This window comes from Paraburkholderia sp. SARCC-3016, from assembly GCF_031119615.1.
In the GTDB taxonomy this organism is placed as follows: Bacteria; Pseudomonadota; Gammaproteobacteria; order Burkholderiales; family Burkholderiaceae; genus Paraburkholderia.
This window is the reverse complement of the sequence record NZ_JAVHZD010000022.1, coordinates 73,930-95,084: the sequence shown is the minus strand read 5'-3', so window position 1 is coordinate 95,084 and position 21,155 is coordinate 73,930. Positions and strand designations below refer to the sequence as shown.

Sequence of the window (21,155 nt, the reverse complement as noted above, 5' to 3'; positions counted from 1 at the left end):
GCACTTTCCACAGGACTGAATCCCCTATGACCACCATCACGGAAGAGACGAACCTCGACGCTGCCAGCAACCCAGCGGCCGCACATGCCACCGCGTCGGGCGCGCCGGAGCATGCCCCGGGCGCTACGGCTCACGCGACCGGCAACGACGGCCCGGCAACGACCGACGGCGCTGACGGTGGCGAGATCGAACTCGAACTGCAGCAGATGGAAGACGCGGCGACAACCCTTCAGAAAGAAGGGATGATCAGCGAGACCGAAGCTGAGGAAAAGCGCGAGCAAGTCGCGCGTACGCGCAAGATGTTCCGCGATCTGTCGCCGGCGGAACGCGCGGCTATCGTGAAGCGCCGCCGCGAGATCGGCCGCGAACTGATGGATCGACAGCTGTCGGGCGCCGCCGTGGTCCAGGCCGCCGTTCGCCTGAATCACACGCGCCTCAAGCCGCTGTTCGAACAATGGTGGCCGTATCTAAACCGTATGAGCATCAACCTGCAGCGCTTCGGCCGGTCGACCTTCGGCGCTGAGGATCAGGGCGTGGTTACGGCGTTCTTCGAAAAGCAGGTCGGGGACCTGGAAGCCTATGTCGACGAGCAACTGAGTGTCGCGCAGGGGTTCCGCGAAAAGACCGAAGCCCGCCTGAAGGAACAGGGCGATATCGTGTTTGCGCCGAGCGTCACCAAGCCGTCGCTGGAGATCGGTGTCGAAGCCTACTCCCGATTCTCGATGCGCCTGCTGTCGTTGCTGATGAAGTTCGACAAGGTGATGGACCATTTCGACTTTCTCGTCTGGAACGGCGTGCGCGACCAGTCCGACGTCGACGAGGAAACGACGCGCTTCCTGCGGAAGTTCCATCCGATCGGCGTGCGCGGCTACATGACTCACCTGCGCCTGATGACCACGGTGCGCGGCCGCTAACGTACTGCCACCATGCTCGACGGCCTCAATCCGCAGCAGCGTGAGGTAGCGGAACTGCGCCAGCACTGTGTAGCGATCGCGTGCCCAGGCGCTGGCAAGACCAAGACCATCGCGGCCAAGGCAGCGCTTTTGCTCGCTGACCCCGCCGCGATCGTCGGCGCGGTCACCTTCAGTAAGGACGCAGCGGTCGAGTTGCGCGACCGCATCCTGGCGCTTGCTGGTGATGGCGCCAGAAAGCGGCTCATCGCGGGCACGTTTCACTCCCTCGCGTTCAAGCAACTGGGCAAGCGGGACATCGCAACGGACGGCGATCGCATGGGCCTTATCGCGCGGGTCATCGCGGAGCTGGGCCTCGCGTGGAAGCCCGAAGAGGTCGTACCCACCATCGAGCGGATCAAGACCAATTTCGGCCGTGTCCAGGCGGGAACCGAAGATGCGCAGATCTATACCGCCTATCAGGCCGCGCTTGAGCGCAATGGCAAGATCGATTTTCAGGACATGCTGCGCCTGGCCGTCGCGGGAATGGAAGCGGGCGACATCGCGCCGTACCGCTTCACCGATCTGCTCGTTGACGAATTCCAGGACACGGACCCGCTGCAATACCGCTGGGTTGAGCTGCACGCAAAGGCCAATGCAAGGGTGACTGTGGTTGGTGATGACGACCAGAGCATTTACGGATTCCGCGCGGCACTTGGTTACCGTGGCATGGAAGATTTCGCCTCCACCTTCAACGCCCAGAAGGTGGTGCTCGGCATGAACTATCGCTGCCACGTCGAGATTCTCTCTGCGGCGGACCGTGTCATCCGCAACAATACCGACCGGATCGCAAAGCTGCTCCATGCAGATCGTGGACCCGGCGGCTCCGTTGCAACAAAGCGGTCTGACGACGAGTATGCGGACGCCGTTGCGGCCGTCGAGACGTTGCATCCGCTCCTTAGGGCGGGCAAGTCGTGTGCAATCCTCGCACGCACTAACCGGATTTTGGACCCGATCGAGGCCGTGTGCCGCACGCACGGCGTTCCATACTTCCGTGCGTCCGGCAGTTCCGTGCTCAATCGCCCGGAGGGCGCACTCATGTGCAACCTGCTCGGCATCGCGGAAGGGCGCAAGCAGAACGGGCTGGATGCAGTTTTCGGCTACATGGGCGTGAGCACTCCACTTCTTGCCGTGCTGCACCGTGACATGGGTCCAGAGCTCGTTCAACGGCTCAAGAAGGATCTTGTCGCGCTTGGTCTGCCCGAAGACACCGCGACGGTCTATCGCAGCTTCATGAAACGCCTTTCCGAATGGCAGGCGATGTGCGAACGGAGCTTCTATTCGCTCGTGCTCGACGGCGTGCATGAGCTGATGATGACGTACGCAAAGAAAGACCAGTCAATCCGCGCGATTCAGGGCACCTACGACGTGATATCGCGGCTTTCTGGCACCTTCGCGGAGCGGATCGAATACCTTCGCCGCGACAACAACAAGCCAGCCAAGGATGCGCTCGTCTTGACAACGATGCACAGTTCGAAAGGGCTGGAATGGGACCACGTGTGGATCTCGCGAGCGGAAGAGGGCGTTGTGCCGGACGAAAAGAGCACCGAGTCTGAAGAGCGTCGCCTTTTCTATGTCGCGATGACCCGTGCGCGCGACGGCCTGACCATCGCGACCATCAAAAAGAATCCCGTCTCCCGGTTCCTGATCGAATCGTCTATCCAGTAACTGCTGATTCGTTTCCTCGGAGTGATCATGCTCGATCGCGTATTTCGCAGATTCGGCTATGTGCCGATCTCGACGTCAAGCGTTGTGCCGCACAGCGAGGCGCTCCCTTTGCGCGAACCCTTGCATCGCCTGCACGCGGACGGCTTCGAGAGGTCGCGTGCGAGTACGGATGCGCTATGCGCGTGGCACGAAGACGGTGAGGGCTCCCACTTTGCCATCGGAAGGGATGACTGGGCACCTCTCGCGGCCGCCGGCTTCTGCCTTACCGACAACGGCGAGTGCCGGGCGTGGCTGGACGAGGCGTTGCGCACGCGCGCATGGATCGCACACGACATGCTGGCGTCGTGGCATGACGCAAACCGGGATGTGATGCGGGGCTTCGGAACCGGGCTGGACGAGCGCAGCGCGCAACAGCAGGCGCTGTCGGTCGCGGGCTCGGAGCACGAGCTCGCGCCGCTGGTCAAAGCGAATGAAATGGCGGAACTCTTCGCGCTCACGTGGAAGCGATACTATCTGTCCTCTCCGTTGCAGCGGCTCGGCAACTCGGCTGCGTTCAACAGGCTCGCCCTACATCACACGCTGCGGCTCGCGGCTCAGACGAATGAGCACGCGCTTGAGCGGGTGGTCGAATGGTTGGCGTTATGGCTGGAGGCCCGAGGCCTGACGGTCGACCGGCGAGAGCAACTTGTGTATATGCCGGGCTACCAGGCGCTCTATTTTCGAACCGATGCCGGTCAGTGGCCTTAAGGCGGTCACAACAACAAAAGGGGCGCCCGCGGGCGCCCCTTCTCATTTGTCACCCCCGAAGCGTCACACGCTTGCCGCCGTGCGCGACAGCTGCTGCACGTTGCTTGTGGCGTTCTCGATCGTCAGATCGCTTTTCCGTTTGACCTGGCCCTCGAGCGATGCACGCGGCCCGAGACGGATCGTCCCGTAGTAGTAGACGTTCCCAATGACCCGGCCATTGATTTCCAAAACTCCGCGCGCGTGCACATCGCCCTCGACCGTGCCGTCCACGCGGACGTGCTCGCCTTCCACCTGTCCTTTTACCACGCCGCCCTGGCCGATATGCAGGAGGCCAGCGTTCGACACAATGTTGCCGTCGACGATGGCAAAGCTGCTGAGCCCGTGATCGAGAAAGAGATTGCCGTGGATCGAAAGACCTGCGGACAGGAGCGTGACATTAAGCGGTTGCGGCTTCATCAGAGTGCCTCTTTAAAAGAGCTGTACGTCGCCAGCCTTGGCGGGCTGTGCTTTGGGTTGAGCGGGCGCGGCCGATTCAGACGATGTCTCGCTATTTGCTGCGGCGGTCGCGTGATGAGTAACCCGATGCAGCGGGCGCAATGCCGGGCGTTGTTCGGGCTTAGCTGCTTCCGGCGTCGTGGTCGCAGCTGACCTGACCTGTGTCGTCGACGAGGCTCCGGCGGAGGGCTGCGCTGGTTCGTTTCGCGTCTGCGATTCTGCTGTCGCGGGCGGGTTCGTCGGGGCAGCCGTCGAGGGCGTCGCAACAGCACTCACCAGTGCAACTTGCGGGGACTGTCGCGGCGCTCGAATGGGGGACGCCGCAGCAGCAACGTTCTCGGCGGCGGGGCGAGTGGTCGGCACCGGCTGTGCGATCGCCGGATTGGAATTGGCTGCCTCGAGCGAACGCGCGTCGACATTGGCGAGCGCGGTTTGACCGACGGGCCTGTGCGTGTCGAAATCGCTCGACGTCAGCGGTCGTGCGGGATTGACGTCGATCGGCATCTCGCCTTGCGGTCCGCTTGCCGGGATTGAATCGGGCGCCTGCTTCGCGGCGCTGGCGACCGCGGCGGTTGGAGCAACCACTGCCTCATGCATCGCGCGCCAGATACGTGCAACACTCATTCCACCGCCTGCTGCCACAGCGGCGATGGCAAGCGCGATGATCGCACGCTTGCCCACCTTGCGCAGCCCGCCGGTGAAGGCCAGGGCGCGAACGCGCGCTCCAGGTCCGGCATCGGGGGCCGGGAGGGCGGGCATCGCCGCCGTATGACTGGCAATGTCTATGATCACCGGCTGGGCGGTGTACCGCGCGTGCAGTGCCTGAATTTCCCTTAGGTCCATCATTTCTCTCCTGTGACAGAGTTCGAGCGTAGCCACCCCGCCGCGAAGTCAAGTTCGCGCCGGACGCTGCCATGGTCTGCGAAGAATTGCGGAGCGCTATTGCTCGCGTCGCTCGCCGACGACGTCGTACTGGTCGTTATCCGGCATGCAGATCTGCACGATCTGTTTGAGCCTGCGCTCAGCGTTGTTGAGGATGCGCGCGCGCTCGTCGCCAGTGATCTTGCCCTGTACGACGCGCTCGGTAGACCGGACGTACACACGGTCATATTGCGTGAGACACCGGACGAGCAATCCCGCGAGCGGCCGCGTGATCGTCAATTCGATCAGATCGTGCGGCAATTCGATGGGGCGCGCGTTTTGGCGCAGTAGCCATTGCTCGGTCTTGCGCAGCCACTCGGAGGTTTCGCGCAGTGCCGCCTCGAGCGCGCGCACTTTCCCGCCGCGTGCAACCGCAATCTTCGCCGCGCAGAAGTTATAGTCGGAGCGAATGTAGTTCCGCGCGAACAGGGACGAGTAGCGGAGAACGGTCTTGGCATCTGACTCCGGATTGATACGCGCAACCCGTGAGTCGCTCGTGAGACGTTCAATCGGTTTCAGGCCACTACTCGCCGCCACCGAGACAGGAGACTGCTGAGGTTGCGCGACGGTGCCCGCTGTTGGATGATCCGGTGCAATGTCGGGGCGCGGGCCCGGCTCCGACGTCTGTTCAAGAACTTCGGCCATGTGAATTCTTCGGGTGGTCTCTCTCACCGGCCATTTTGCGCGACCACGTCAGACGATATGCGGTCAAAAGCTGCACTGTTTTCGTGACCTTTCGGAGCGTTGCTGGCCAGATTTCGCGCAATACTGACTCTACTTCCTGCGTCACTGACGCATCGACACTGACCCGGCTAGCCCGGAGTCCATCTTCTGTACAAGCCGTGCCTCTGTGCATGCTCCGACCAGCTGGCAACTGGTGTGGAATTTTCTTCTGATGAGCGCCCAGCCCGCGCTCCCCATTCATTCAGTCATAAAACTCGTCACCGGCCGCATTCATTTGCGCTGTGACATCGTTCGGACCCGGACATCGGGTGTTCTCTCTCCAGTGCCCGTCTGGGTAGAACGATCGAAGTGGACTGAACCGTGATCCTGCGGCGGAATGAATTTTCCGAAAATGGGCTGTAGCGCAGCGTGACCATGCTGCGCGAGGGCGACTTACGCCCTCGTATTTGAGCCTTGCGGCTCCCTGAGCGCCACAACCCCGGAAGGGTTGTGGCGCTCGGGTCATTTCCATCGAATCCCGAAACGCGTTCCTCACACCGAGGGACGCGTTTTTTTTCGTCCGTTGTTTCTGTCCCGTTGGAGGTCTTCATTGCTTCCTGACCGTCTTGACCAGCGCATAGCCGAAGCGATCAGCCGCACGATCGACGAAGAGCGCGCAGATGCCGATACCACGTCGCCAGCATGGCGACAGCGTTGCGAGGTTGCCCAAGTCGCGAAATACAGCGATCCGGAACGCCGCGTCTTTCTTTCCCATGTAGCCGAACGCCGCGGAGAGGCGGCAGCACACGAACTGGAGCAGTCAGCCGGGGAGTTGCGGACAACGGCCATTTTCTTTCTCGCGAGGAAACTCTCATGAACGCAGTAGTCAATCTGGTCAACGGCCCTGTTCGCAGCGTCGTTGAAGAGCGGGCCATGCGTCCGCCGGTGATCGGGCACATTCGCCCGGGTATCAAGGTTCTCACTTCGAGAGCACGCGCGAATGCTCGCGCGGTTGAGCTTTACGACAGCATGGTCGCAGCAGGTGAATCGTTCGACGCGATCGCGATGGCGCTCGAATCGAAATGCAACCTGAAAAACGCACTCGCGCCGAGGAACACGCCGTACTTTACGTGTCGCCGGTCGGACTTCACCAATCCCGATGTTGCCGACGAGATCCTGAAACTCTACGGCGAAGATCGCGGCGATGGGCTCAAGCTGTATCGCTTCCCGGTGCTGTTTGCGTTCAACGACTGGATGCAGAACCTGCCGAATCAGATGACCGTCTACGGTACGAATGGCCGGAAATTCTGGTCACAGTATGAGCGTGACGGCATCCGGTACTGCATGACGTATGCGAAGGTCGCCCGCGATCAACGTGCGCAACGTGCTGTTCGGCACTTCGGCGGCCGCACCGTCATCCGTCGTCAGGATGACGCGATTCACGATGGCATCTGCGACCCTGAACAGTGTCCGCAGTATCAGGCGCGTCAATGCAACCTGTCGGCGAGTTTCATCTTCGCCGTGCCAGACATCAAGGGTCTTGGGCTCATCGAACTGCCGACCAACTCGATCTATGTGTTACAGAAAGCGTACTCGGCGATGCAGACCGTACAGCTTGCGCGAGGCAAGCTAACAGGTACGCGATTCTGGATCACGAAGCGGGAGTTCGATATCACGCGGATCAACGAGCACGGCGAGGCAGTACGCACGCCGCAGATGCTTACTGTGCTCGATGCCGATATCGATATCGGTGCGCTGCTCGACGCAGCCGAGGACGCGGTGCCGGCGCTCGACGCCGCAAATCAAGCGGTTGCCTTGATCGAAGCCAGCGGTAACGTGGTTCCGATCGTCAACGTCGTAGAGCAGTCGGGTGAGCTGGTGAAGCAATCCGACGAGGCCTCCGAAGCTGGTGGCGCATCGCCGGCGGTTGCCTCGACGCAACCGGCAGAGTCGCCGTCGGAACACCCGACCGGGCATCCGGCGGATACGGCGCCTGCTAGCGGTCCGCTCCTGCAGCACGTTCTATCGGTTCACGGCAGCAGCGAAGGCGAAGCGGCCGAGTCGCTGTCCGAGAAGCGTGAGCGCATGTCTGACCTGCTTCAGCGGTTGGGCCTGAGCGCGGATAGCCGGCAGCAGGATTTCCGGATATACGCGCACACGGTGTTTGGGCGCGGCTGGGCTGAGCGAGTGGCCGACGTCGATCGCATGAATGAAAGGCTGGTCAAGGCGCTGACTGACCCCGCCGAGCTCGATCGTGAGATCGACGCGGCCAAGCAGCCGACGTTTCTCGACTGACTTTCGTAATCCTCTAATCCATTGCCAGCCCTTCGGGGCTGGTTTTCTTCTACTCATCATCGAGACCATTTCAGCAACCCTGCGTTTGCTCAAATCGTTTCGACAGCGCATCCCGCGCATCGAAATCGCGCCGTGTTCACGGCCATCGCTTTTTCACACGTCCTTGCGGACGTCAATTCCATCCAGGCTGCCCGCGGGCGGCCATTTTTATTTCTGGAGGCGAAATTGCAACTCGCACATTTCTCTGATCTGCATTACGCGCCGGACAATCTGGTCGAATCGGATCGTTGCTTCAGCTTCGCTGTCAGCGATGCGATTGAGCGTGGCGCCGAGGTCGGCGTGATCTCGGGCGACTCGACTGACCATCGTCTCGACGCACACGCGCCGTCGCTGAATGCGCTGGCCACGCAGGTTCACCGGCTGGCCAATTCGATGCCTGTTCTCATGCTTCAAGGCACGTTTTCGCACGAGCCTCCGGGCACGCTCGACAACTTCGCGCTCATGGGCGGCACGCATCAGATCTTCGTAGCGGACCGCGTTTCTCAGGTCGCGCTGATCGATGGTCGGTTCTGGGCGTCGAAAGGGGCCGTGTTCTCCGATGACGAGCTACGCAAGTTCATCGACCTGAACCCCGAAGTCGTGTTCACCTGCCTTCCCACGGTCAACAAGGGCCAGCTTGCCGCGAGCGTTGGCGCGCTCGAGGCCGGTACGGGACTCGGCGATGTGCTTGGCGCATTTCTGGCGGCGGCAGGCCGGGTGAACAGACAGTTCCGCGCTTTGGGTATACGTACGGTGGGCGTGTCGCATGGCACGGTCAACGGCTGCACGACTGAGCACGGCGTTGTGATGGCTGGCTTCGATCACGAATTCTCGTTGACGGCGCTGTTTGATGCTGAATGCGATGGATTCATGCTGGGTCATATCCACAAGGAGCAGCAGTGGGAGCGCGATAGCAGGCTGGTCGCTTACCCTGGATCGATCGGGCGGTTCCATTACGGCGAGGAAGGCGATAAGGGTTATCTCGCCTGGAATGTTGAGCCGGGCAGCGCGACGGCAACGCTCGTTCCCACGCCGTCACGCCAGATGATCTGCATCGATTTCGACGGTCCGCCCGACATGGCGCGGCTGGAAGAAATCGCGGCGGACGTCGGTGACAAGTTCGTGCGGGTGCGCTGGCAGATCGACGAGGAGCATCGGCAGGCGGTTGACCGCGAGGCTATCAAGGCGCTGTTTTCTGGTGCGGCGGATCTCAAGGTGGAAGCCCGAATCTTGCCTGTTGTGCGCAGCCGTGCCCAGGGCATCAGCCTGGAAACGACTGTCGAGGGAAAGCTCGCGCGCTGGTGCGATCTGGCCAATGTCGAAGCCGACCCGCTGCAGCAGCGATTGCAGCTGCTCGCTTCGGGCGACGCGGAAGCGATCGCTGCCGGTGTGCTTGAACGTATTGACTCGCTAGCGCAGTCGCCGCCTCTCGCCGTCGTGCTGCCGCATCCGGCGGCATCAACACCGGCGCTGGAAGACGCTGCACCTGCCGCCGAGCCTCAACCGGCAAAGTCGGCGCCCGCTACGTCGACGCTCGACTGGCTCAACGATGATCTGTTTGCGGCTTAGCCGCCATAGCGGGAGTGGCCATTACGGCACTCTCGCGCGGAACAAAGCCGTGTTCCGGTAGCGCGCTGCGACGTGCGCTACCGAAACAAGGTTCACCTGCGTCTTTGACGCATCGATCGCAGTTCGCTGCATCCATCTTTTGTCTTTAACCCTGGCGGGGATTCATCCCTTCCGGGATGCACTCCGCCCATTTTCTGCGGAGTGTCATCATGTTTGGTCTTTATCCTGCTGGCGCCCAATGGGTCCGGCATTTCAGCGCAAAGCGCGCGCCACGCGATATCGGCAAGGTCCTCACGGCCCACGCCGGATTCAACGCTGGCATTTTTCACACGCCCTTTGGCGAGCATCGCGGGGCGGTGATTGCCCAGTCCGGGCGATTTCTTATCCTCGCTGCGGCCGTCAACGTGGACCAGTCCGATCTGGCGGTCGTCCCTGACATCCAGATGCAAAACCTGCTCTGGTCGTTCGAGACGGGATACGCAAGCCAGTGGGGGCCGCGCGAGCTGCTCGCGCTGACTGGCGTGGACAACTGGGACGGCCTGATCCGGCGCACCAGTTCCGAATACGCTGCCGTCTGCAGGACCGTCGAAGATGCCGTTGATGGCTCGCTCGAAAAGCGGGTTGTCGAGGCTGCGGCCGCGGCTGAAGCGGCTAAAGCGGAAGCGGCGAAGCGTGCCGCAATGCCCGACCCCGTCGTTGGCAGGATGTTCTCCAGCGACGACGACGCGCCGTGGCTGCCTTCCGATTATCTGTTTGACGCGCCGGAGGTGCAGCCATGCGCCCACTGACGCTGACACTTACCGGCTTTATTGGTGTTCGGGACGGGATGAAGCGCGACAGCATCACGCTCGATCTCGAATCGCTGCCGAACGGTCTGATTGCGCTTACGGGCCCGAATGGGGCGGGGAAGTCCACCATCATGGACAACCTCCATCCGTACCGGATCATGCCCTCACGCGCGACGAAGCTGTCCGTCGATGGATTCTCTTACTGGGATCACCTCTACGGTGCGCAGGCGTTCAAGGAGTTCGAATGGGAGCACGGCGGCGTTCGTTATCGATCGTCGTTCGCTTTCCGCAAGCCCGGAAAGACTGGCAAGGCCGAGTATTTCCTGGCCTGGCGCGATTCCGACGGCAAGTGGCAACCCATGCAGACGGGCGACCGCACTGTCTCTGACGGCAAGGCTGAAACCTACGATCTGTGTGTCGAATCGGTGTGCGGATCGCTGGAATCGTTTTTCACCAGCGTTTTTTCGGCGCAGAACCGACGTCCGCTCTCCTCCTATGGAGCGGGCGAGATCAAGGCGCTGCTGGCCGAACTCCTGCATATCGACGACCTTCGTACGCTGTCGGGGCAAGCCAGCGAGGTCGCGAAGGTGCTTGGCCGCACGCTGGACGCCACGCAACAGCAACTTGTTGCGCTCGGCGCGAAACGTGACCGGCTTGCACAGATCGATCAGTCAATCGCTTCCGATGTTCAGTCAATCGCGTCAACTCGAGAGAGCCGCGAAGCGCTAAGCGTCAAGGTTGTCGCCCTGACCGACCAGCGCGCATTGCTTGTGGCGAAACAGACTGCCAATGCGAGCGCACAGGCCCGGTTACGCGAATTGGCGACGCGGCGCAGTCAGATCGCCACGGCGCTGCAAACGCTCGCAACCGACGCGACCGCCGACGATCGCCGGTTTGCACAGCGGCGCACTTCATTGCGCGCTGCGGTCACGGAGCACAACGCTGTGATTGGGCAGAGAGAGGCGATTCTCGGAGCCGCCGCGGCGCGCGACGCCGCACAGGCGCGCATCGCTGCGGAGGAAGCCCGTATTGCGCCGATTCAGGCGGCTATCGATGTACTCGAAGCAAAGCAGCTTGAACTGACGTCGGCTTCGTCCCGGTTGAAGGGGCTGGAGTCGGAAGGGTCGTCACGGGCAACGCTTCTGAAGGCGCTGGAACAGCAGGCGAGTGTGATCGGAACCGTGCCGTGTGCCGGCCACCAGATGCACAACACCTGCCCGCTGCTTGCGCAGGCGCGCGAGGCCGATACGAAAGTGCATGAGCAACGCATTTCGCTCACCAACCTTCGTACCGAATTCCGCACGAAACGCGAGTCTGTCGAAAAGCTCACGCCCGAGGTCCAGCAACTTGCGGGAAAACGTGCGGAGCTGAAATCGGTCACCGACCAGATTGCGACCGCACGCCGCGATCTGCAGAAGGCCGTGGATCTCGCCGCGCGCAAGCCGCTGCTCGATGCCGCAATCGAGGGACTGAGCAAGGCCACAGCAGAATTGGCCGCGCTCGATTCTGAGGAAGCGACGTTGCGTGCTCGCCGGGAGGCGCAGCAATTGCAGCTGATGACAGAGGCGAAGGAGCTGGACACGGAAGTCGCGCGCCTCGGCGTCGACGATGTGACCGGCGCTATCGCTGATATTGACCGGCAACTGGTTCAGTGCCGTGAGGCAATCACCGCGGCCGAAGCTCGGATCGAATCCCTGATCCGTTCCCAGGCTACACGTGAGGTCGAGCGGCAGACCATCGCAACCGACCTTGCGGGCTTCGACGCAACGCGATCGCGTGCCCAGCGCATTTCGGATGAGATCGCTCGCTGGAAGCTGCTTGCCAAGGGCCTGGGCAACGAGGGCGTAATTGCGCTGACGATCGACGATGCTGGACCTGCGCTAACGAAGATGGTGAACGACCTGCTGCTCGCATGCTACGGCATGCGCTTCACCGTCGAGATCCAGACTCAGCGCGCACTGGCCAGCGGCGAACTGCGCGAGGGTTTTGAAATCCTCGTACACGACGCCGATCACGACAGCACAAAGGCAGTCACGGTGATGTCGGGTGGCCAGAAGGTCTGGATCAACGAGTGCCTGACGCGAGGTATCGCGCTTTACCTGGCTAGCAACGCAGGTCAGCCGTATCGGTCCCTGTTCAGCGACGAGTCCGATGGTCCGCTCGATCCGCAGCGCAAGCTGCAGTTCATGCGGATGAAGCGGGAAGTGTTGCGACAGGGCGGGTACGAGCGCGAGTTCTTCATCTCGCAAACGCCCGATCTTGTCGCAGAAGCCGATGCCGTGATTGATGTTGCCGCCCTGGCCGCAGCCTGAACGGCGCTTTTCAACCCTGTGGGGACCGCTCCCCACGGGGGCGTTCCCTCGCTTTTTTTCAACGAGGAACGCAATGAAATAGAAGCAGGACATGTACGCACGTACCGAAGCCCCGGTGTCGGTCCGTGCCTCAACCCCGCGTGTTGGCACCACTCACACCTACGTCCTGAATGGCACGCATGCGTGACGTTCTCATCGACGGCAAGTGGGTGACGCTTCACGCCAGCATCCCCTTGGAATCGCGCGCCGCGTAAGCGGCGGCCCCTGTGAGGTCTTTCCCATGAACAACCTTTTGATGCTGCTCATTGCAGCAGGCAGTTCATCGCTGTGCGCCTGCTCGTCTCAACCCCAGGCGAGGGTCGAGACGGCGAAGCCTATCCCCACTATTGTCGTTCAGCAGCCGAAAGGCGAGCCGGGCGACTTCGTTCTCTGCAAGGATGGCCGCGTGCTGGTATTCCCTGCGGCGCATCCGAAAACCTGCTCCTGACGCGAACCTCAACGCTCGAGAGAGCGTTGGGGCTTCTCGCTTAAACTTAGAGGCGATCATGAAAAAGCAGATTGCGACTGCGACTATGATTGGAGCGTTACTGGCGCTTGCCTGTTTGCTCTGGGAACAGCAGTCCGTTGCAGCAATGGGCAACCATGGCGCGGGCGCGCGAGCTTTGCGCGCAAACCCGTCGCCGTTCGACCGGCATTTGAGGTACAGCAATGTTTAAGGACCCGAAGCAGGGCTGGCGTCCTGATTTTGCGCGTCTGCGCGGGCGTGTCTACCTGGCAATCGCCGCCCAGATTGAAGAAGCGATTAGCCTCGGCATCTTCGCACCCGGCGACCGGCTGCCATCACAGCGGGCGATTGCCGACGACCTTGGCTTCCACCTCAACACGGTGAATGCGGCGTTTCGCGAGGCGGCACGTCGTGGTCTGGTTCGCAGCAACGTTGGTCGCGGCGGGACGATTGTCCTCCGCCAGCAGGTTGCTCGGTCGGCCTGACTCCACAGCACTTTCCTTCTTTATTCACGTTCCCAACAGGGCAAACCGCCCGGTTGGCGCGGTTTGCTCGCACTATTCTCTGGAGCAGATCGATGACGTACTCCTGCAGTGATTTTTTCGACGACGTGATGCGTTGCCTGGTTGAATCCAGGGCAATCGACAGCGCGGACATTCCTGATGACAATCCTGGCGCCGGCGCCGATATCGCGGTAAATGCCATCGTGACCATGCATCGCGCGGGCCTCTCATCGCAGTTCGTGCGCGAGCTGCTCGACGAAGTCGAATCGCTCGGTGCGGTCGCCGAAGAGCATGGGCCAGACGGTCTCGCATTCCTGTTTTATCTACAGGCGGCGATTCTGAACGGTTCCAGCGTTGAGGCGCGCGGTGCCGAAGACACGGAGATTCTCGCGCTCGTTGGCCGCCTTCCATCGGCGTCCGCATGGATGACACACATACTTGTAGCCGAACCCGCCTAGGCGCCTTTCGAAAACCTGCAGCCGCCCGTCGTGAGTCTCCAACCAGGAGGCTTCGACGGGCTTTTTTTATTAGACTCCGCTCTGGCGAAAGAGATCGCAAATACAGCATCTTTCCATGGTGTCACGGCCCATTGTTGCCGTTACGCTCTGTACACAACCCGCGCCACTGGCGCATCGACAGGCTCGCCCGTGCGGGCCTTTCTTCTTTTCCCTGTGGGAGCTTTCTCCCCACAGGGGAGGGCTCCCATCCACCGGAGCCTCCATGAACATCATCCATCGCAGCACCATCAAACGTTACCGTTCCTCGGCCTGGGAAAATGTCTGTGCAGCATCGGATGACATCCCAGCAGACTTCGCCCGTCTCCTGCGCGACGAAGTCCGTCCGTTGCAGATCGCATACCAACGTCTCATGTCTTCGGTTGACGGCCACCCGGCCGGTATCGAGTGCCGCATGAACGAGCGCGAGTCCTGGGCATTTGCACTCCCGGATGCCTCCGGCGCGAAGGAATGGCGAGTGCAGCAGTTCGATCAGGACGGCTTCATCGGCCACATGTGCTTTGACTCGCTTCCCGAAGCTGTCGAAGACATGCTCCGCATGGGCTACGTCGTGACCGATCCCGGAGCGCTCGACCGCGTCGGTTCAACGGCTGGATGGACGCAGGGTATCCGACGTGCGGCCATCATGCAAAAGCATCAGGAAGGTCTCATCACCTACCGCCAGATGGTGGATGAAATAGACGCACTCGCTGACTGACCCTATCAATTCATTAATCCCTGTGGGAGACACTCCCGCAGGGGAGTGCTCCCGTGCCCTGGAGCAATCATGTTTGACGAAATCATCCTCAAGATGGAAGCCGCGATTGCGGCACTCATCGGTCTCATCCGCGTCGGCCACCCGCTTTGCGGGACGGTGAGCGGCAAGGACTCGACCTGCGCCACCATCCTCATGCTTGAGGCAGTGCGCCGTATGGCAATGAAGGGCGAAGTGCAGCCCAGCCATTTCATCTCGACTGCGGACACGACCATCGAAAACAGCAGCCTCGCCCGCCACATTGAAACGATGCTCGAAGAGATCGATCACTTCGCCGTCAGGCAGGGGCTGTCGGTTACGACCCATGTTGCCACGCCATCACTCGCGGCGCAGTTCGTTGTCTCGACCATTGGTCGAGGCACACTGATTCGCACGCCACAAAATGGTGTACGAAACGGCAAGCGCATACGTGCATGTGCCTCGGATTGGAAATTGGTCCCACAGGGGCGATTGCGGGCGGCACTTGAACGCGGCGCTGCCACGCGTGGGGATCGCGAAATCGTAACGGTACTGGGCCTGCGGCTCGCCGAAAGCGCATCCCGCGGGACAGCAATGCGTGAACGTGGCGAAAGCGCGACCGCAGCCGTTCGTGACGGCCGCGGTGCACTCGCCGTCTCGCCGCTACGCGACTGGTCCACCGACGACATCTGGACGATGCTCACACTCTTCGCCGACGAAGCGAAGCGGCCTTTCCCGTGCGCGTTCTCACAACGGACCATCGAACGCCTCTCGGATCTTTACCGTGCTGCCAACGATGGAATGTGCGGTGTTGTGCTTGGCGAGAACGGCCAGCGTGCTGCGTGCGGGAGTCGGTTCGGCTGTGTCTTCTGCTGCGTGACGGGGGAGCGGGATCGCTCGCTCGAATCGATGGTCCGTGAGCCGGAGTACGCATATATGTCCGGCCTGAATGATTTCCGGAACTATCTCCTCGCGACGCAATGGGATCTCGACCGGCGTGAGCTGGTAGGCCGCTCATTGAGCGACAACGGCTATATCCGCGTTCAGCCTGACGTGCTCTCGTACAAAGAGCGGATCAATCTGTTGCGCTACCTGCTGACGCTCGATGCACTCGAAGTGGAGCGCGCCGAGCAGCACGATGCGGATCTCGCGAGCGGCCGTATCCCTGATACGCCAGAAAATCGCGAGCTGTGCGAGATACAGTTTGAAATGATCACCCCCGCCCAATTGGTGGCGATCGATTTCATGCTGTCGATGCATCACTACGCGCCGCACGCGTTTCCGGCCGTATCGATCTGGTTTGAAGTGCATCGCCTCGGGCGCCGCTATCGCGTTCCACAGGTAGAAGTTTTCCCCAAAGTCCCGATTCCGTTGCATGGCTGGTATCGGGTCGGCGGCTTTGATGCAGAGGCACCGACCGACGGGTTGCGCGACTATGCTGCGGAACAGTGGAATCCGTATCGGCATCCGGACCGGCTATCCGCGTATGCGCAGACCACTGGCGGAGAGCGCACCGTCTACTTTGAGGAGAGCGATCAACTCGACGTAGACGCTTCGCGGGCGTGCGAATTCGTGACATGCACTTTCGACCACGGGTGGTACGCACGCGTTCAGAGCCATGCGGCAATCGAATCGGCGCGCTTCTGGCTCAACGAAACGATGCTGACACTACCGACGGGTGCGTCACAGCGCTATCAGGACATGGCGACGCGCGGTCAGTATTTCGCCCGCCTCGCCGAACGTCTGAATCTCGCACCCACCGAGTTGGACCAGCACCTCATTGATAACGCGATCAGCGACGCGCAGATGCGCGGCATCGAGGGGCAACAGATGCATCTCTTTCCGTTGGCCGCGTAAGCGGTCGTCTTTCTCACCCATGCGGGGCGGCCCGCATGGGCTGCTCCGCGTTTATCTTGGAGCATTGCTATGCAAATTGAATTGGAGCCCGGCCGCGTGCCGATGTCGCAACTCAATGCGCACGTCGATGACGGCCTATTGATCCGCGCGGGGATTCCCCATAGCGGCGGCAAGCTGGCGTTTCACGCCTTCAATGAGGGCTTTGCCGGAATGGTTTCCGCATCGGCTTTTTGGAACCCGAAGATGGGGCGTTTCCGCATTCCTGGCGCCACCGATCTGACAGAGATCGATTTTGCGTTGGACAGCGCGGGCTTCACCGCCATGAAACTGTTCCAGTCGAAGGGTCGGCAGCCGGGGATTGCGGGAGTCTATCCGTGGACAATGGGACAGTTCGTAGAACTGGCGTCGTTTTCCGGAGCGGCATGGGTCGCGCAGCCCGACCTGTGCTGCGAGCCGGAATTGGCCGTCGATCAAGAGGCGATCGATTATCGCGTGAATGCGACTGCGACGCTGCTCGAAGGCATGCTCCGGGTTGTATATGCGTGGCAGGACCAACTGGCGCAGACGCTGAGTGCGAACGCGGTGCAGAACATGGTTCGCATTCCCGTACCCGTGGCGCAGGGCTGGTCGGTGGACGATTACCGCCGTAGCATCGACCTCATGATGCAGGTGTGGGAGCGCTGGATGCCGTGGATTGCGCCGCCGGCGCTGATCGGCCTCGGTTCTGTATGTCGGCGGCATCTTACGGATCCGCGTCACGGCTTGTTCGCGATTCTCGAAGGCCTCGAAGGGCATCTTCCGGCCGGCGCTCGCCTTCATCTCTTCGGGGTGAAAGGACAGGCGCTGGAGCGGGTGAAGATGTACGACTGGGTAGCGAGCGTAGACTCAATGGCGGCCGACTTCGCTGCGCGCGTGAAGGCCCGAAAGGCCGGAGTATCGAATACGATCGCTCACCGCATCGCGGAGGTCGACCGTTGGATGGAGTCTGCAACTCGCCGCGTCGCGCCTGCCGCCGGCGATCAGTTTCGGCTTTCCTTTGCCGCCTGACAGCCTCAAATCCTTTTCCTAAAGCCCGCGAGTTCTTCGGAACCGCGGGCTTTACTTTTTTCTGGCTCCGACGGGATTCCCTCGGTGGCGTTAAAAGACCACGCGCTTTTGCCGTTAATCCGACACAGCACATGCAAACCGATACCACCTGTGAAAAATAAATAGCGATCGCTGCAGTATAGGCGCGCGTCTCCTTGCAAACGTTACAGCGCAACCAAGCGACCAGGCAATGTCTTCGACAGACGGCCCGCAGATGGCTAACTCCACGCCGCTACTCGACCGGGCGCTGCGGGAAGAAAAGAAACACAGGACGTGGCGGGGATTCGACTTTGATCTAGACTATACGCAGCATGCGCTCATACGCGACGGGATGCGATCGGAGGTGCCCATGAAACGCGTGAACCGGTTCGCGGAGTATGAAGGCTGGAAGATCGAGGCATCCCCGACTATCCTGGCGAATCAGAGGCTTTTCGTTTCGGGCGTGATCGTCTCGCGTGATAACGAGCGGTTCATTTTCACTGATCTTGGAAACCGCGTTTATCGGGCCCAGGCCTACGAACGCGGAATCGAATGGGCGAGGCAGTGGATCGACAACAACTATCGACTCGCGGTGCGCAAGGCGTCGCGGGGGTAACGGAAAACGACATGTTTGAAATTTGGGCGATCGAGGCGGACGGCAAGCGCGTCCTGATACGCGACGACGTTGCAGCGGGCAGCCTGGCCCGTGCGCTGGTCAGCGAAGGTAACAATGGTGCGGCTATTCGCGGTGAGCCGCACCGGTATGTCTCCGTTCCCGATCCTGATATGGTCGATACAGAAGCCAGAGAAAGAACGGAAAACGGGTAGATAGAGAGGAGCTCGCTGAGGCCGATATTAGACCCGGCCTATTCAAGCTCAAGCCATCCGGTACTGCCGGATGAGTTCGCGGACTTCTTCGCGACGCAGATCCGGGGTGCATCTCCTACGTTCAGCGATGTACGTGATCAGGTCGGCGTCAGCATCGTCCGGCAGCAGCAACTGCATATCTGAGATTCTAAGGTACTCCCAGGCGTCCGGCATTCCACCAAATTTCTCGTAGCAACGTGCATAGAGGTTGACGGAATCACGAGATAGCCCGGTAGTACGTTGCGCGAACTCGTAGGCAAGGCTTTTGGCCCGTTTGCGTACGGCCGGACTGTCCCCCGTCAACCTTACATACTCCCGTTCCAGTCTTTGAATAAGCTCGACGATTGATCGTCCTTTCTTGAGATATTCTTCCGACGCCGCGCTCGTGTTCGGCCGCGCGCCGTTCTCACTCGTGATGTCTGCGGCGACGCGTCTAAGTAAAGCCTCCAGTTCGGCGACGCTTTGGACTGGTTGCCCTGTTTCCTCGAACATGATTTTTTCTCTCTGAATTTTTTCGATGCTGAAGGCGCCCGACTACCTTTCGGCAGCGTCCTTGAAAACTTTAAGTAAATCGGTTCGAAGCTCGGAAACATCCATCTCGTTTCGTGCCCGCGTCAAACCAACGTAGAGCAGGCGCTTCTCTTCATCGGTAAGTGTGGTGCGTCCGTCATCGTCCGTCTTGAAACGGAAGTCACCGCAGACCTTTACACGGTTCCATTCGAGTCCTTTTGCGCGATGAACGGTCGACACGACATAGTCGGCCTCGGCTTCTGGCGATGCGCGTGACAACAAGTCGCGCAAGTAGGCAGTCCCCTCCCGGTCGATGATCTGAACGATGGGTAGGAGGTCTCGGCCTGCGTAGCTGGCGGCATACTCCTGCACGTCACGCCACGTTTCAAACAGCGCCAGAGACGCGGGGCTGAACGTACGCTCGCCTCGCATCAGGCGGTCAGCACCGTCTGCGAAGGCCAGGATCTCTTCGATGTTCGCCCTGACGGCTACCTTGTGCCCGGCCTGCAACCCATTCGCGAGATTCCCGATCACGGTCACGTTTTTCCGACACAGGATGGCATCGAACTTCCTGGCCGGGTCTGACTCTTCGTAGAAGACGGATTCGATGTGCGACTGGCCGCGGAGCGGGGTTCGTTCGCCCAGGAGATCCAGCACACGCGAAGCGAGCGCGGCGAAGTGGTGCCCGAAGCGGAAAGACTCAGTCAGGGTGCATTCACGCGCCTTGATGTGTTCCATTGCATTGACCGCGCCGCGCCACTCGTAAATTTGCTGGTACGGATCGCCGACGTAGATGATCTGTGCGTGTTCCTGCCGACGCAACACCGACAGCATCAATCCGTCGCTATCCTGCGCTTCGTCGAGAAGGATGAAGTCCGCACCGATCTGAGGGCGCGACCGCTCCCACGTCTTTAGGTAGACGTCGGGCGTGATCGCAGTCTTACCATTTGGGTCCGTGCTCTCATTCCAGTGGCGTACGACGAACGGCAGCAGCGTTGAGCGTAGTTCCTCGGCCGCTGCTTCAGTGATCATTTCATCGACAGGGATATGCCATAGCTCAGGTTTGTCCTGCGCGGATCGGCAGAAGCGCGCCGCACCGTCCGCCACCAGTCGCCCGACCTGGAATGCAGACAGTTCGATATTCTTGCCGATGATCGTCGGGACTCGAACCGGGCCAAGCCCATACCTGCTCGCAAGATGGTGAGGCGGCTCCTTCGGTAGGTTGAGCCTTGCCGTCAAAGCTTTTTCCGTTGCTCCGTAAGCGGCAGAGTGAACCGTTTTACAAGTGACGTTCCGCGGGAATTTTTTTCTCGCATCCGTTGCGATGTCCTTGTTGAACGAGAGATAGAGCCCTCGCTTTGAACTGAAGCGCTCGGCGATCATGCGCAGCTGTGACGTTTTTCCCGCGCCTGCGTACGCCTTTACTTTGACCGTTGCGCCGGCCGCAACTGCATCCAGCGTGAAGAGCTGCTCATCGGTCGGCTTGATCTCTTTCATGATGTTTCGAATGCGGATGGTTTAACCAGCCTACCTGGTGACTCGTAATGTCAAGTGGCAACGAGTAGTGTCTCAGCATCAGCGGTGTGCCGGCCGCGGAAAGAGCATGATATGCGTGTCCCTTTGCGCGGCCCGATCGATCCGATCACCGTAAAACGCGCGCGATGTCCTTTGGCACTGCGACCGGTTTGCTATGACTGCTATGCACGCGTGTGAGGCCGGCGAGCAGGAATTCCGACCGGATCTTCACGCGCCGTGTGAAGAGGCCGCGCCCCGTCGCGACGGGCGTTGCTTCGTGTGGGTTTCGGCGCTCGATGTAGTCCTGGAAATCTACCTCGATGGGAAACATGGCAGTCTTGTCGCCATCCTCCACCACCAGTCTGACCGTCTTGAGCGGCATTCCGCGCAAGTGGCTGTCCAGTATCCGGTTGAGGATTCGATCGCGAACGATGTATGAACTCATCGGGCTTTGATAAGCCGGATTGACGCGCCGCAAGTGAACGACTGCGAGCCGTTCCGACGAGGCGGTAATGGCGATGCGAAAACTCAATGCGCAGGGCCGCCCGGACTCGTCCGGATACGCGATGTCGGTAAAATCCGTTTGATAAGGCATGCGAACTCCGATCGATGGGTTATGCCGATCTCGATTAACCGGCGTAACCCACCCTACGGAGCTG

23 protein-coding genes are annotated in these 21,155 nt (G+C 60.8%); 17 read left to right on the top strand and 6 right to left on the bottom strand.

Going from position 1 to position 21,155, the window contains the following annotated elements; genetic code table 11:
• The first annotated feature begins 26 nt into the window (after positions 1-26).
• The 3 genes from QYH69_RS22030 to QYH69_RS22020 are packed head-to-tail and all read left to right on the top strand — an operon-like array spanning position 27 to position 3,365.
• The gene (locus tag QYH69_RS22030) at positions 27-914 is read left to right on the top strand and encodes an ATPase (protein ID WP_308833904.1); all 888 of its coding nucleotides are present in this window, start codon (positions 27-29) and stop codon (positions 912-914) included.
• Between the two features lie 12 nt (positions 915-926).
• Complete coding sequence (locus QYH69_RS22025) at positions 927-2,618, top strand: ATP-dependent helicase (RefSeq protein WP_308833903.1); 1,692 nt, start codon at positions 927-929, stop codon at positions 2,616-2,618.
• Between the two features lie 27 nt (positions 2,619-2,645).
• Positions 2,646-3,365, top strand: coding sequence for a hypothetical protein (locus QYH69_RS22020; RefSeq protein ID WP_308833902.1), 720 nt, complete (start codon positions 2,646-2,648; stop codon positions 3,363-3,365).
• Between the two features lie 63 nt (positions 3,366-3,428).
• Here the strand turns inward: QYH69_RS22020 and QYH69_RS22015 are convergent, their stop codons facing one another.
• The 3 genes from QYH69_RS22015 to QYH69_RS22005 all read right to left on the bottom strand — a co-directional run bounded on the left by QYH69_RS22015 (position 3,429) and on the right by QYH69_RS22005 (position 5,426).
• Positions 3,429-3,821 (bottom strand): polymer-forming cytoskeletal protein, encoded by a 393-nt coding sequence (locus QYH69_RS22015; protein ID WP_308833901.1) that lies wholly within the window; start codon positions 3,819-3,821, stop codon positions 3,429-3,431.
• A gap of 12 nt (positions 3,822-3,833) precedes the next feature.
• Entirely contained in the window at positions 3,834-4,706 is an 873-nt protein-coding gene (locus tag QYH69_RS22010) for a hypothetical protein (RefSeq protein WP_308833900.1), read from the bottom strand.
• A gap of 93 nt (positions 4,707-4,799) precedes the next feature.
• Positions 4,800-5,426 carry a DUF1845 domain-containing protein gene (locus tag QYH69_RS22005; protein WP_308833899.1) on the bottom strand — a complete coding sequence of 209 codons (627 nt, stop codon included), beginning with the start codon at positions 5,424-5,426 and terminating at the stop codon, positions 4,800-4,802.
• A 628-nt stretch (positions 5,427-6,054) separates the two neighbouring features.
• Here QYH69_RS22005 and QYH69_RS22000 point away from each other — a divergent pair.
• From QYH69_RS22000 to QYH69_RS21935, 14 genes are all read left to right on the top strand, one after another.
• Positions 6,055-6,321: a hypothetical protein gene (locus QYH69_RS22000; protein WP_308833898.1), complete on the top strand. Its 267-nt coding sequence runs from the start codon at positions 6,055-6,057 to the stop codon at positions 6,319-6,321.
• Positions 6,318-7,739 (top strand): hypothetical protein, encoded by a 1,422-nt coding sequence (locus QYH69_RS21995; RefSeq protein WP_308833958.1) that lies wholly within the window; start codon positions 6,318-6,320, stop codon positions 7,737-7,739. The genes QYH69_RS22000 and QYH69_RS21995 overlap by 4 nt, the downstream gene beginning before the upstream one ends.
• 225 nt (positions 7,740-7,964) lie before the next feature.
• A complete protein-coding gene (locus tag QYH69_RS21990) occupies positions 7,965-9,347 on the top strand; it encodes a metallophosphatase family protein (protein ID WP_308833957.1) in 1,383 nt (460 codons plus the stop codon).
• A gap of 209 nt (positions 9,348-9,556) precedes the next feature.
• A complete protein-coding gene (locus tag QYH69_RS21985; protein WP_308833897.1) occupies positions 9,557-10,135 on the top strand; it encodes a hypothetical protein in 579 nt (192 codons plus the stop codon).
• The gene (locus tag QYH69_RS21980; protein ID WP_308833896.1) at positions 10,123-12,447 is read left to right on the top strand and encodes an SMC family ATPase; all 2,325 of its coding nucleotides are present in this window, start codon (positions 10,123-10,125) and stop codon (positions 12,445-12,447) included. Before QYH69_RS21985 ends, QYH69_RS21980 begins: the two co-directional genes overlap by 13 nt.
• A gap of 280 nt (positions 12,448-12,727) precedes the next feature.
• Positions 12,728-12,934 (top strand): hypothetical protein, encoded by a 207-nt coding sequence (locus QYH69_RS21975; RefSeq protein ID WP_308833895.1) that lies wholly within the window; start codon positions 12,728-12,730, stop codon positions 12,932-12,934.
• Between the two features lie 58 nt (positions 12,935-12,992).
• On the top strand, positions 12,993-13,163 hold the full coding sequence (locus QYH69_RS21970; protein WP_308833894.1) for a hypothetical protein: 171 nt from the start codon (positions 12,993-12,995) through the stop codon (positions 13,161-13,163).
• Positions 13,156-13,437, top strand: coding sequence for a winged helix-turn-helix domain-containing protein (locus QYH69_RS21965; RefSeq protein WP_308833893.1), 282 nt, complete (start codon positions 13,156-13,158; stop codon positions 13,435-13,437). The genes QYH69_RS21970 and QYH69_RS21965 overlap by 8 nt, the downstream gene beginning before the upstream one ends.
• Positions 13,438-13,529: 92 nt before the next feature.
• The gene (locus QYH69_RS21960; RefSeq protein WP_308833892.1) at positions 13,530-13,913 is read left to right on the top strand and encodes a hypothetical protein; all 384 of its coding nucleotides are present in this window, start codon (positions 13,530-13,532) and stop codon (positions 13,911-13,913) included.
• 262 nt (positions 13,914-14,175) lie between these two features.
• Positions 14,176-14,667 (top strand): hypothetical protein, encoded by a 492-nt coding sequence (locus QYH69_RS21955; RefSeq protein ID WP_308833891.1) that lies wholly within the window; start codon positions 14,176-14,178, stop codon positions 14,665-14,667.
• A 69-nt stretch (positions 14,668-14,736) separates the two neighbouring features.
• The gene (locus QYH69_RS21950; RefSeq protein WP_308833890.1) at positions 14,737-16,539 is read left to right on the top strand and encodes a hypothetical protein; all 1,803 of its coding nucleotides are present in this window, start codon (positions 14,737-14,739) and stop codon (positions 16,537-16,539) included.
• A 69-nt stretch (positions 16,540-16,608) separates the two neighbouring features.
• On the top strand, positions 16,609-17,586 hold the full coding sequence (locus QYH69_RS21945) for a hypothetical protein (RefSeq protein WP_308833889.1): 978 nt from the start codon (positions 16,609-16,611) through the stop codon (positions 17,584-17,586).
• Positions 17,587-17,815: 229 nt separating this feature from the next.
• Positions 17,816-18,220, top strand: coding sequence for a hypothetical protein (locus tag QYH69_RS21940; protein WP_308833888.1), 405 nt, complete (start codon positions 17,816-17,818; stop codon positions 18,218-18,220).
• Between the two features lie 11 nt (positions 18,221-18,231).
• Positions 18,232-18,432, top strand: a complete 201-nt coding sequence (locus QYH69_RS21935; protein WP_308833887.1) for a hypothetical protein — start codon at positions 18,232-18,234, stop codon at positions 18,430-18,432.
• Positions 18,433-18,480: 48 nt separating this feature from the next.
• Here QYH69_RS21935 and QYH69_RS21930 read toward each other — a convergent pair whose 3' ends face one another.
• The 3 genes from QYH69_RS21930 to QYH69_RS21920 all read right to left on the bottom strand — a co-directional run bounded on the left by QYH69_RS21930 (position 18,481) and on the right by QYH69_RS21920 (position 21,091).
• Positions 18,481-18,963, bottom strand: coding sequence for a hypothetical protein (locus QYH69_RS21930; RefSeq protein WP_308833886.1), 483 nt, complete (start codon positions 18,961-18,963; stop codon positions 18,481-18,483).
• A 42-nt stretch (positions 18,964-19,005) separates the two neighbouring features.
• Entirely contained in the window at positions 19,006-20,478 is a 1,473-nt protein-coding gene (locus QYH69_RS21925) for a 3'-5' exonuclease (RefSeq protein WP_308833885.1), read from the bottom strand.
• A gap of 145 nt (positions 20,479-20,623) precedes the next feature.
• A complete protein-coding gene (locus QYH69_RS21920) occupies positions 20,624-21,091 on the bottom strand; it encodes a hypothetical protein (protein ID WP_308833884.1) in 468 nt (155 codons plus the stop codon).
• Positions 21,092-21,155 lie beyond the last annotated feature (64 nt).

Excerpts from the sequence above, each read along its gene's own strand:
- QYH69_RS22025 (WP_308833903.1), top strand. The coding sequence starts at position 927 with ATGCTCGACGGCCTCAATCCGCAGCAGCGTGAGGTAGCGGAACTGCGC.
- QYH69_RS21970 (WP_308833894.1), top strand. The coding sequence starts at position 12,993 with ATGAAAAAGCAGATTGCGACTGCGACTATGATTGGAGCGTTACTGGCG.
- QYH69_RS21930 (WP_308833886.1), bottom strand. The coding sequence starts at position 18,963 with ATGTTCGAGGAAACAGGGCAACCAGTCCAAAGCGTCGCCGAACTGGAG.
- QYH69_RS21935 (WP_308833887.1), top strand. The coding sequence starts at position 18,232 with ATGTTTGAAATTTGGGCGATCGAGGCGGACGGCAAGCGCGTCCTGATA.
- QYH69_RS21980 (WP_308833896.1), top strand. The coding sequence starts at position 10,123 with ATGCGCCCACTGACGCTGACACTTACCGGCTTTATTGGTGTTCGGGAC.
- QYH69_RS21955 (WP_308833891.1), top strand. The coding sequence starts at position 14,176 with ATGAACATCATCCATCGCAGCACCATCAAACGTTACCGTTCCTCGGCC.
- QYH69_RS22030 (WP_308833904.1), top strand. The coding sequence starts at position 27 with ATGACCACCATCACGGAAGAGACGAACCTCGACGCTGCCAGCAACCCA.
- QYH69_RS22005 (WP_308833899.1), bottom strand. The coding sequence starts at position 5,426 with ATGGCCGAAGTTCTTGAACAGACGTCGGAGCCGGGCCCGCGCCCCGAC.
- QYH69_RS21960 (WP_308833892.1), top strand. The coding sequence starts at position 13,530 with ATGACGTACTCCTGCAGTGATTTTTTCGACGACGTGATGCGTTGCCTG.
- QYH69_RS21940 (WP_308833888.1), top strand. The coding sequence starts at position 17,816 with ATGTCTTCGACAGACGGCCCGCAGATGGCTAACTCCACGCCGCTACTC.
- QYH69_RS22010 (WP_308833900.1), bottom strand. The coding sequence starts at position 4,706 with ATGATGGACCTAAGGGAAATTCAGGCACTGCACGCGCGGTACACCGCC.
- QYH69_RS21925 (WP_308833885.1), bottom strand. The coding sequence starts at position 20,478 with ATGAAAGAGATCAAGCCGACCGATGAGCAGCTCTTCACGCTGGATGCA.
- QYH69_RS22020 (WP_308833902.1), top strand. The coding sequence starts at position 2,646 with ATGCTCGATCGCGTATTTCGCAGATTCGGCTATGTGCCGATCTCGACG.
- QYH69_RS22015 (WP_308833901.1), bottom strand. The coding sequence starts at position 3,821 with ATGAAGCCGCAACCGCTTAATGTCACGCTCCTGTCCGCAGGTCTTTCG.
- QYH69_RS21985 (WP_308833897.1), top strand. The coding sequence starts at position 9,557 with ATGTTTGGTCTTTATCCTGCTGGCGCCCAATGGGTCCGGCATTTCAGC.
- QYH69_RS21920 (WP_308833884.1), bottom strand. The coding sequence starts at position 21,091 with ATGCCTTATCAAACGGATTTTACCGACATCGCGTATCCGGACGAGTCC.
- QYH69_RS21995 (WP_308833958.1), top strand. The coding sequence starts at position 6,318 with ATGAACGCAGTAGTCAATCTGGTCAACGGCCCTGTTCGCAGCGTCGTT.
- QYH69_RS21950 (WP_308833890.1), top strand. The coding sequence starts at position 14,737 with ATGTTTGACGAAATCATCCTCAAGATGGAAGCCGCGATTGCGGCACTC.
- QYH69_RS21945 (WP_308833889.1), top strand. The coding sequence starts at position 16,609 with ATGCAAATTGAATTGGAGCCCGGCCGCGTGCCGATGTCGCAACTCAAT.
- QYH69_RS21965 (WP_308833893.1), top strand. The coding sequence starts at position 13,156 with ATGTTTAAGGACCCGAAGCAGGGCTGGCGTCCTGATTTTGCGCGTCTG.
- QYH69_RS21975 (WP_308833895.1), top strand. The coding sequence starts at position 12,728 with ATGAACAACCTTTTGATGCTGCTCATTGCAGCAGGCAGTTCATCGCTG.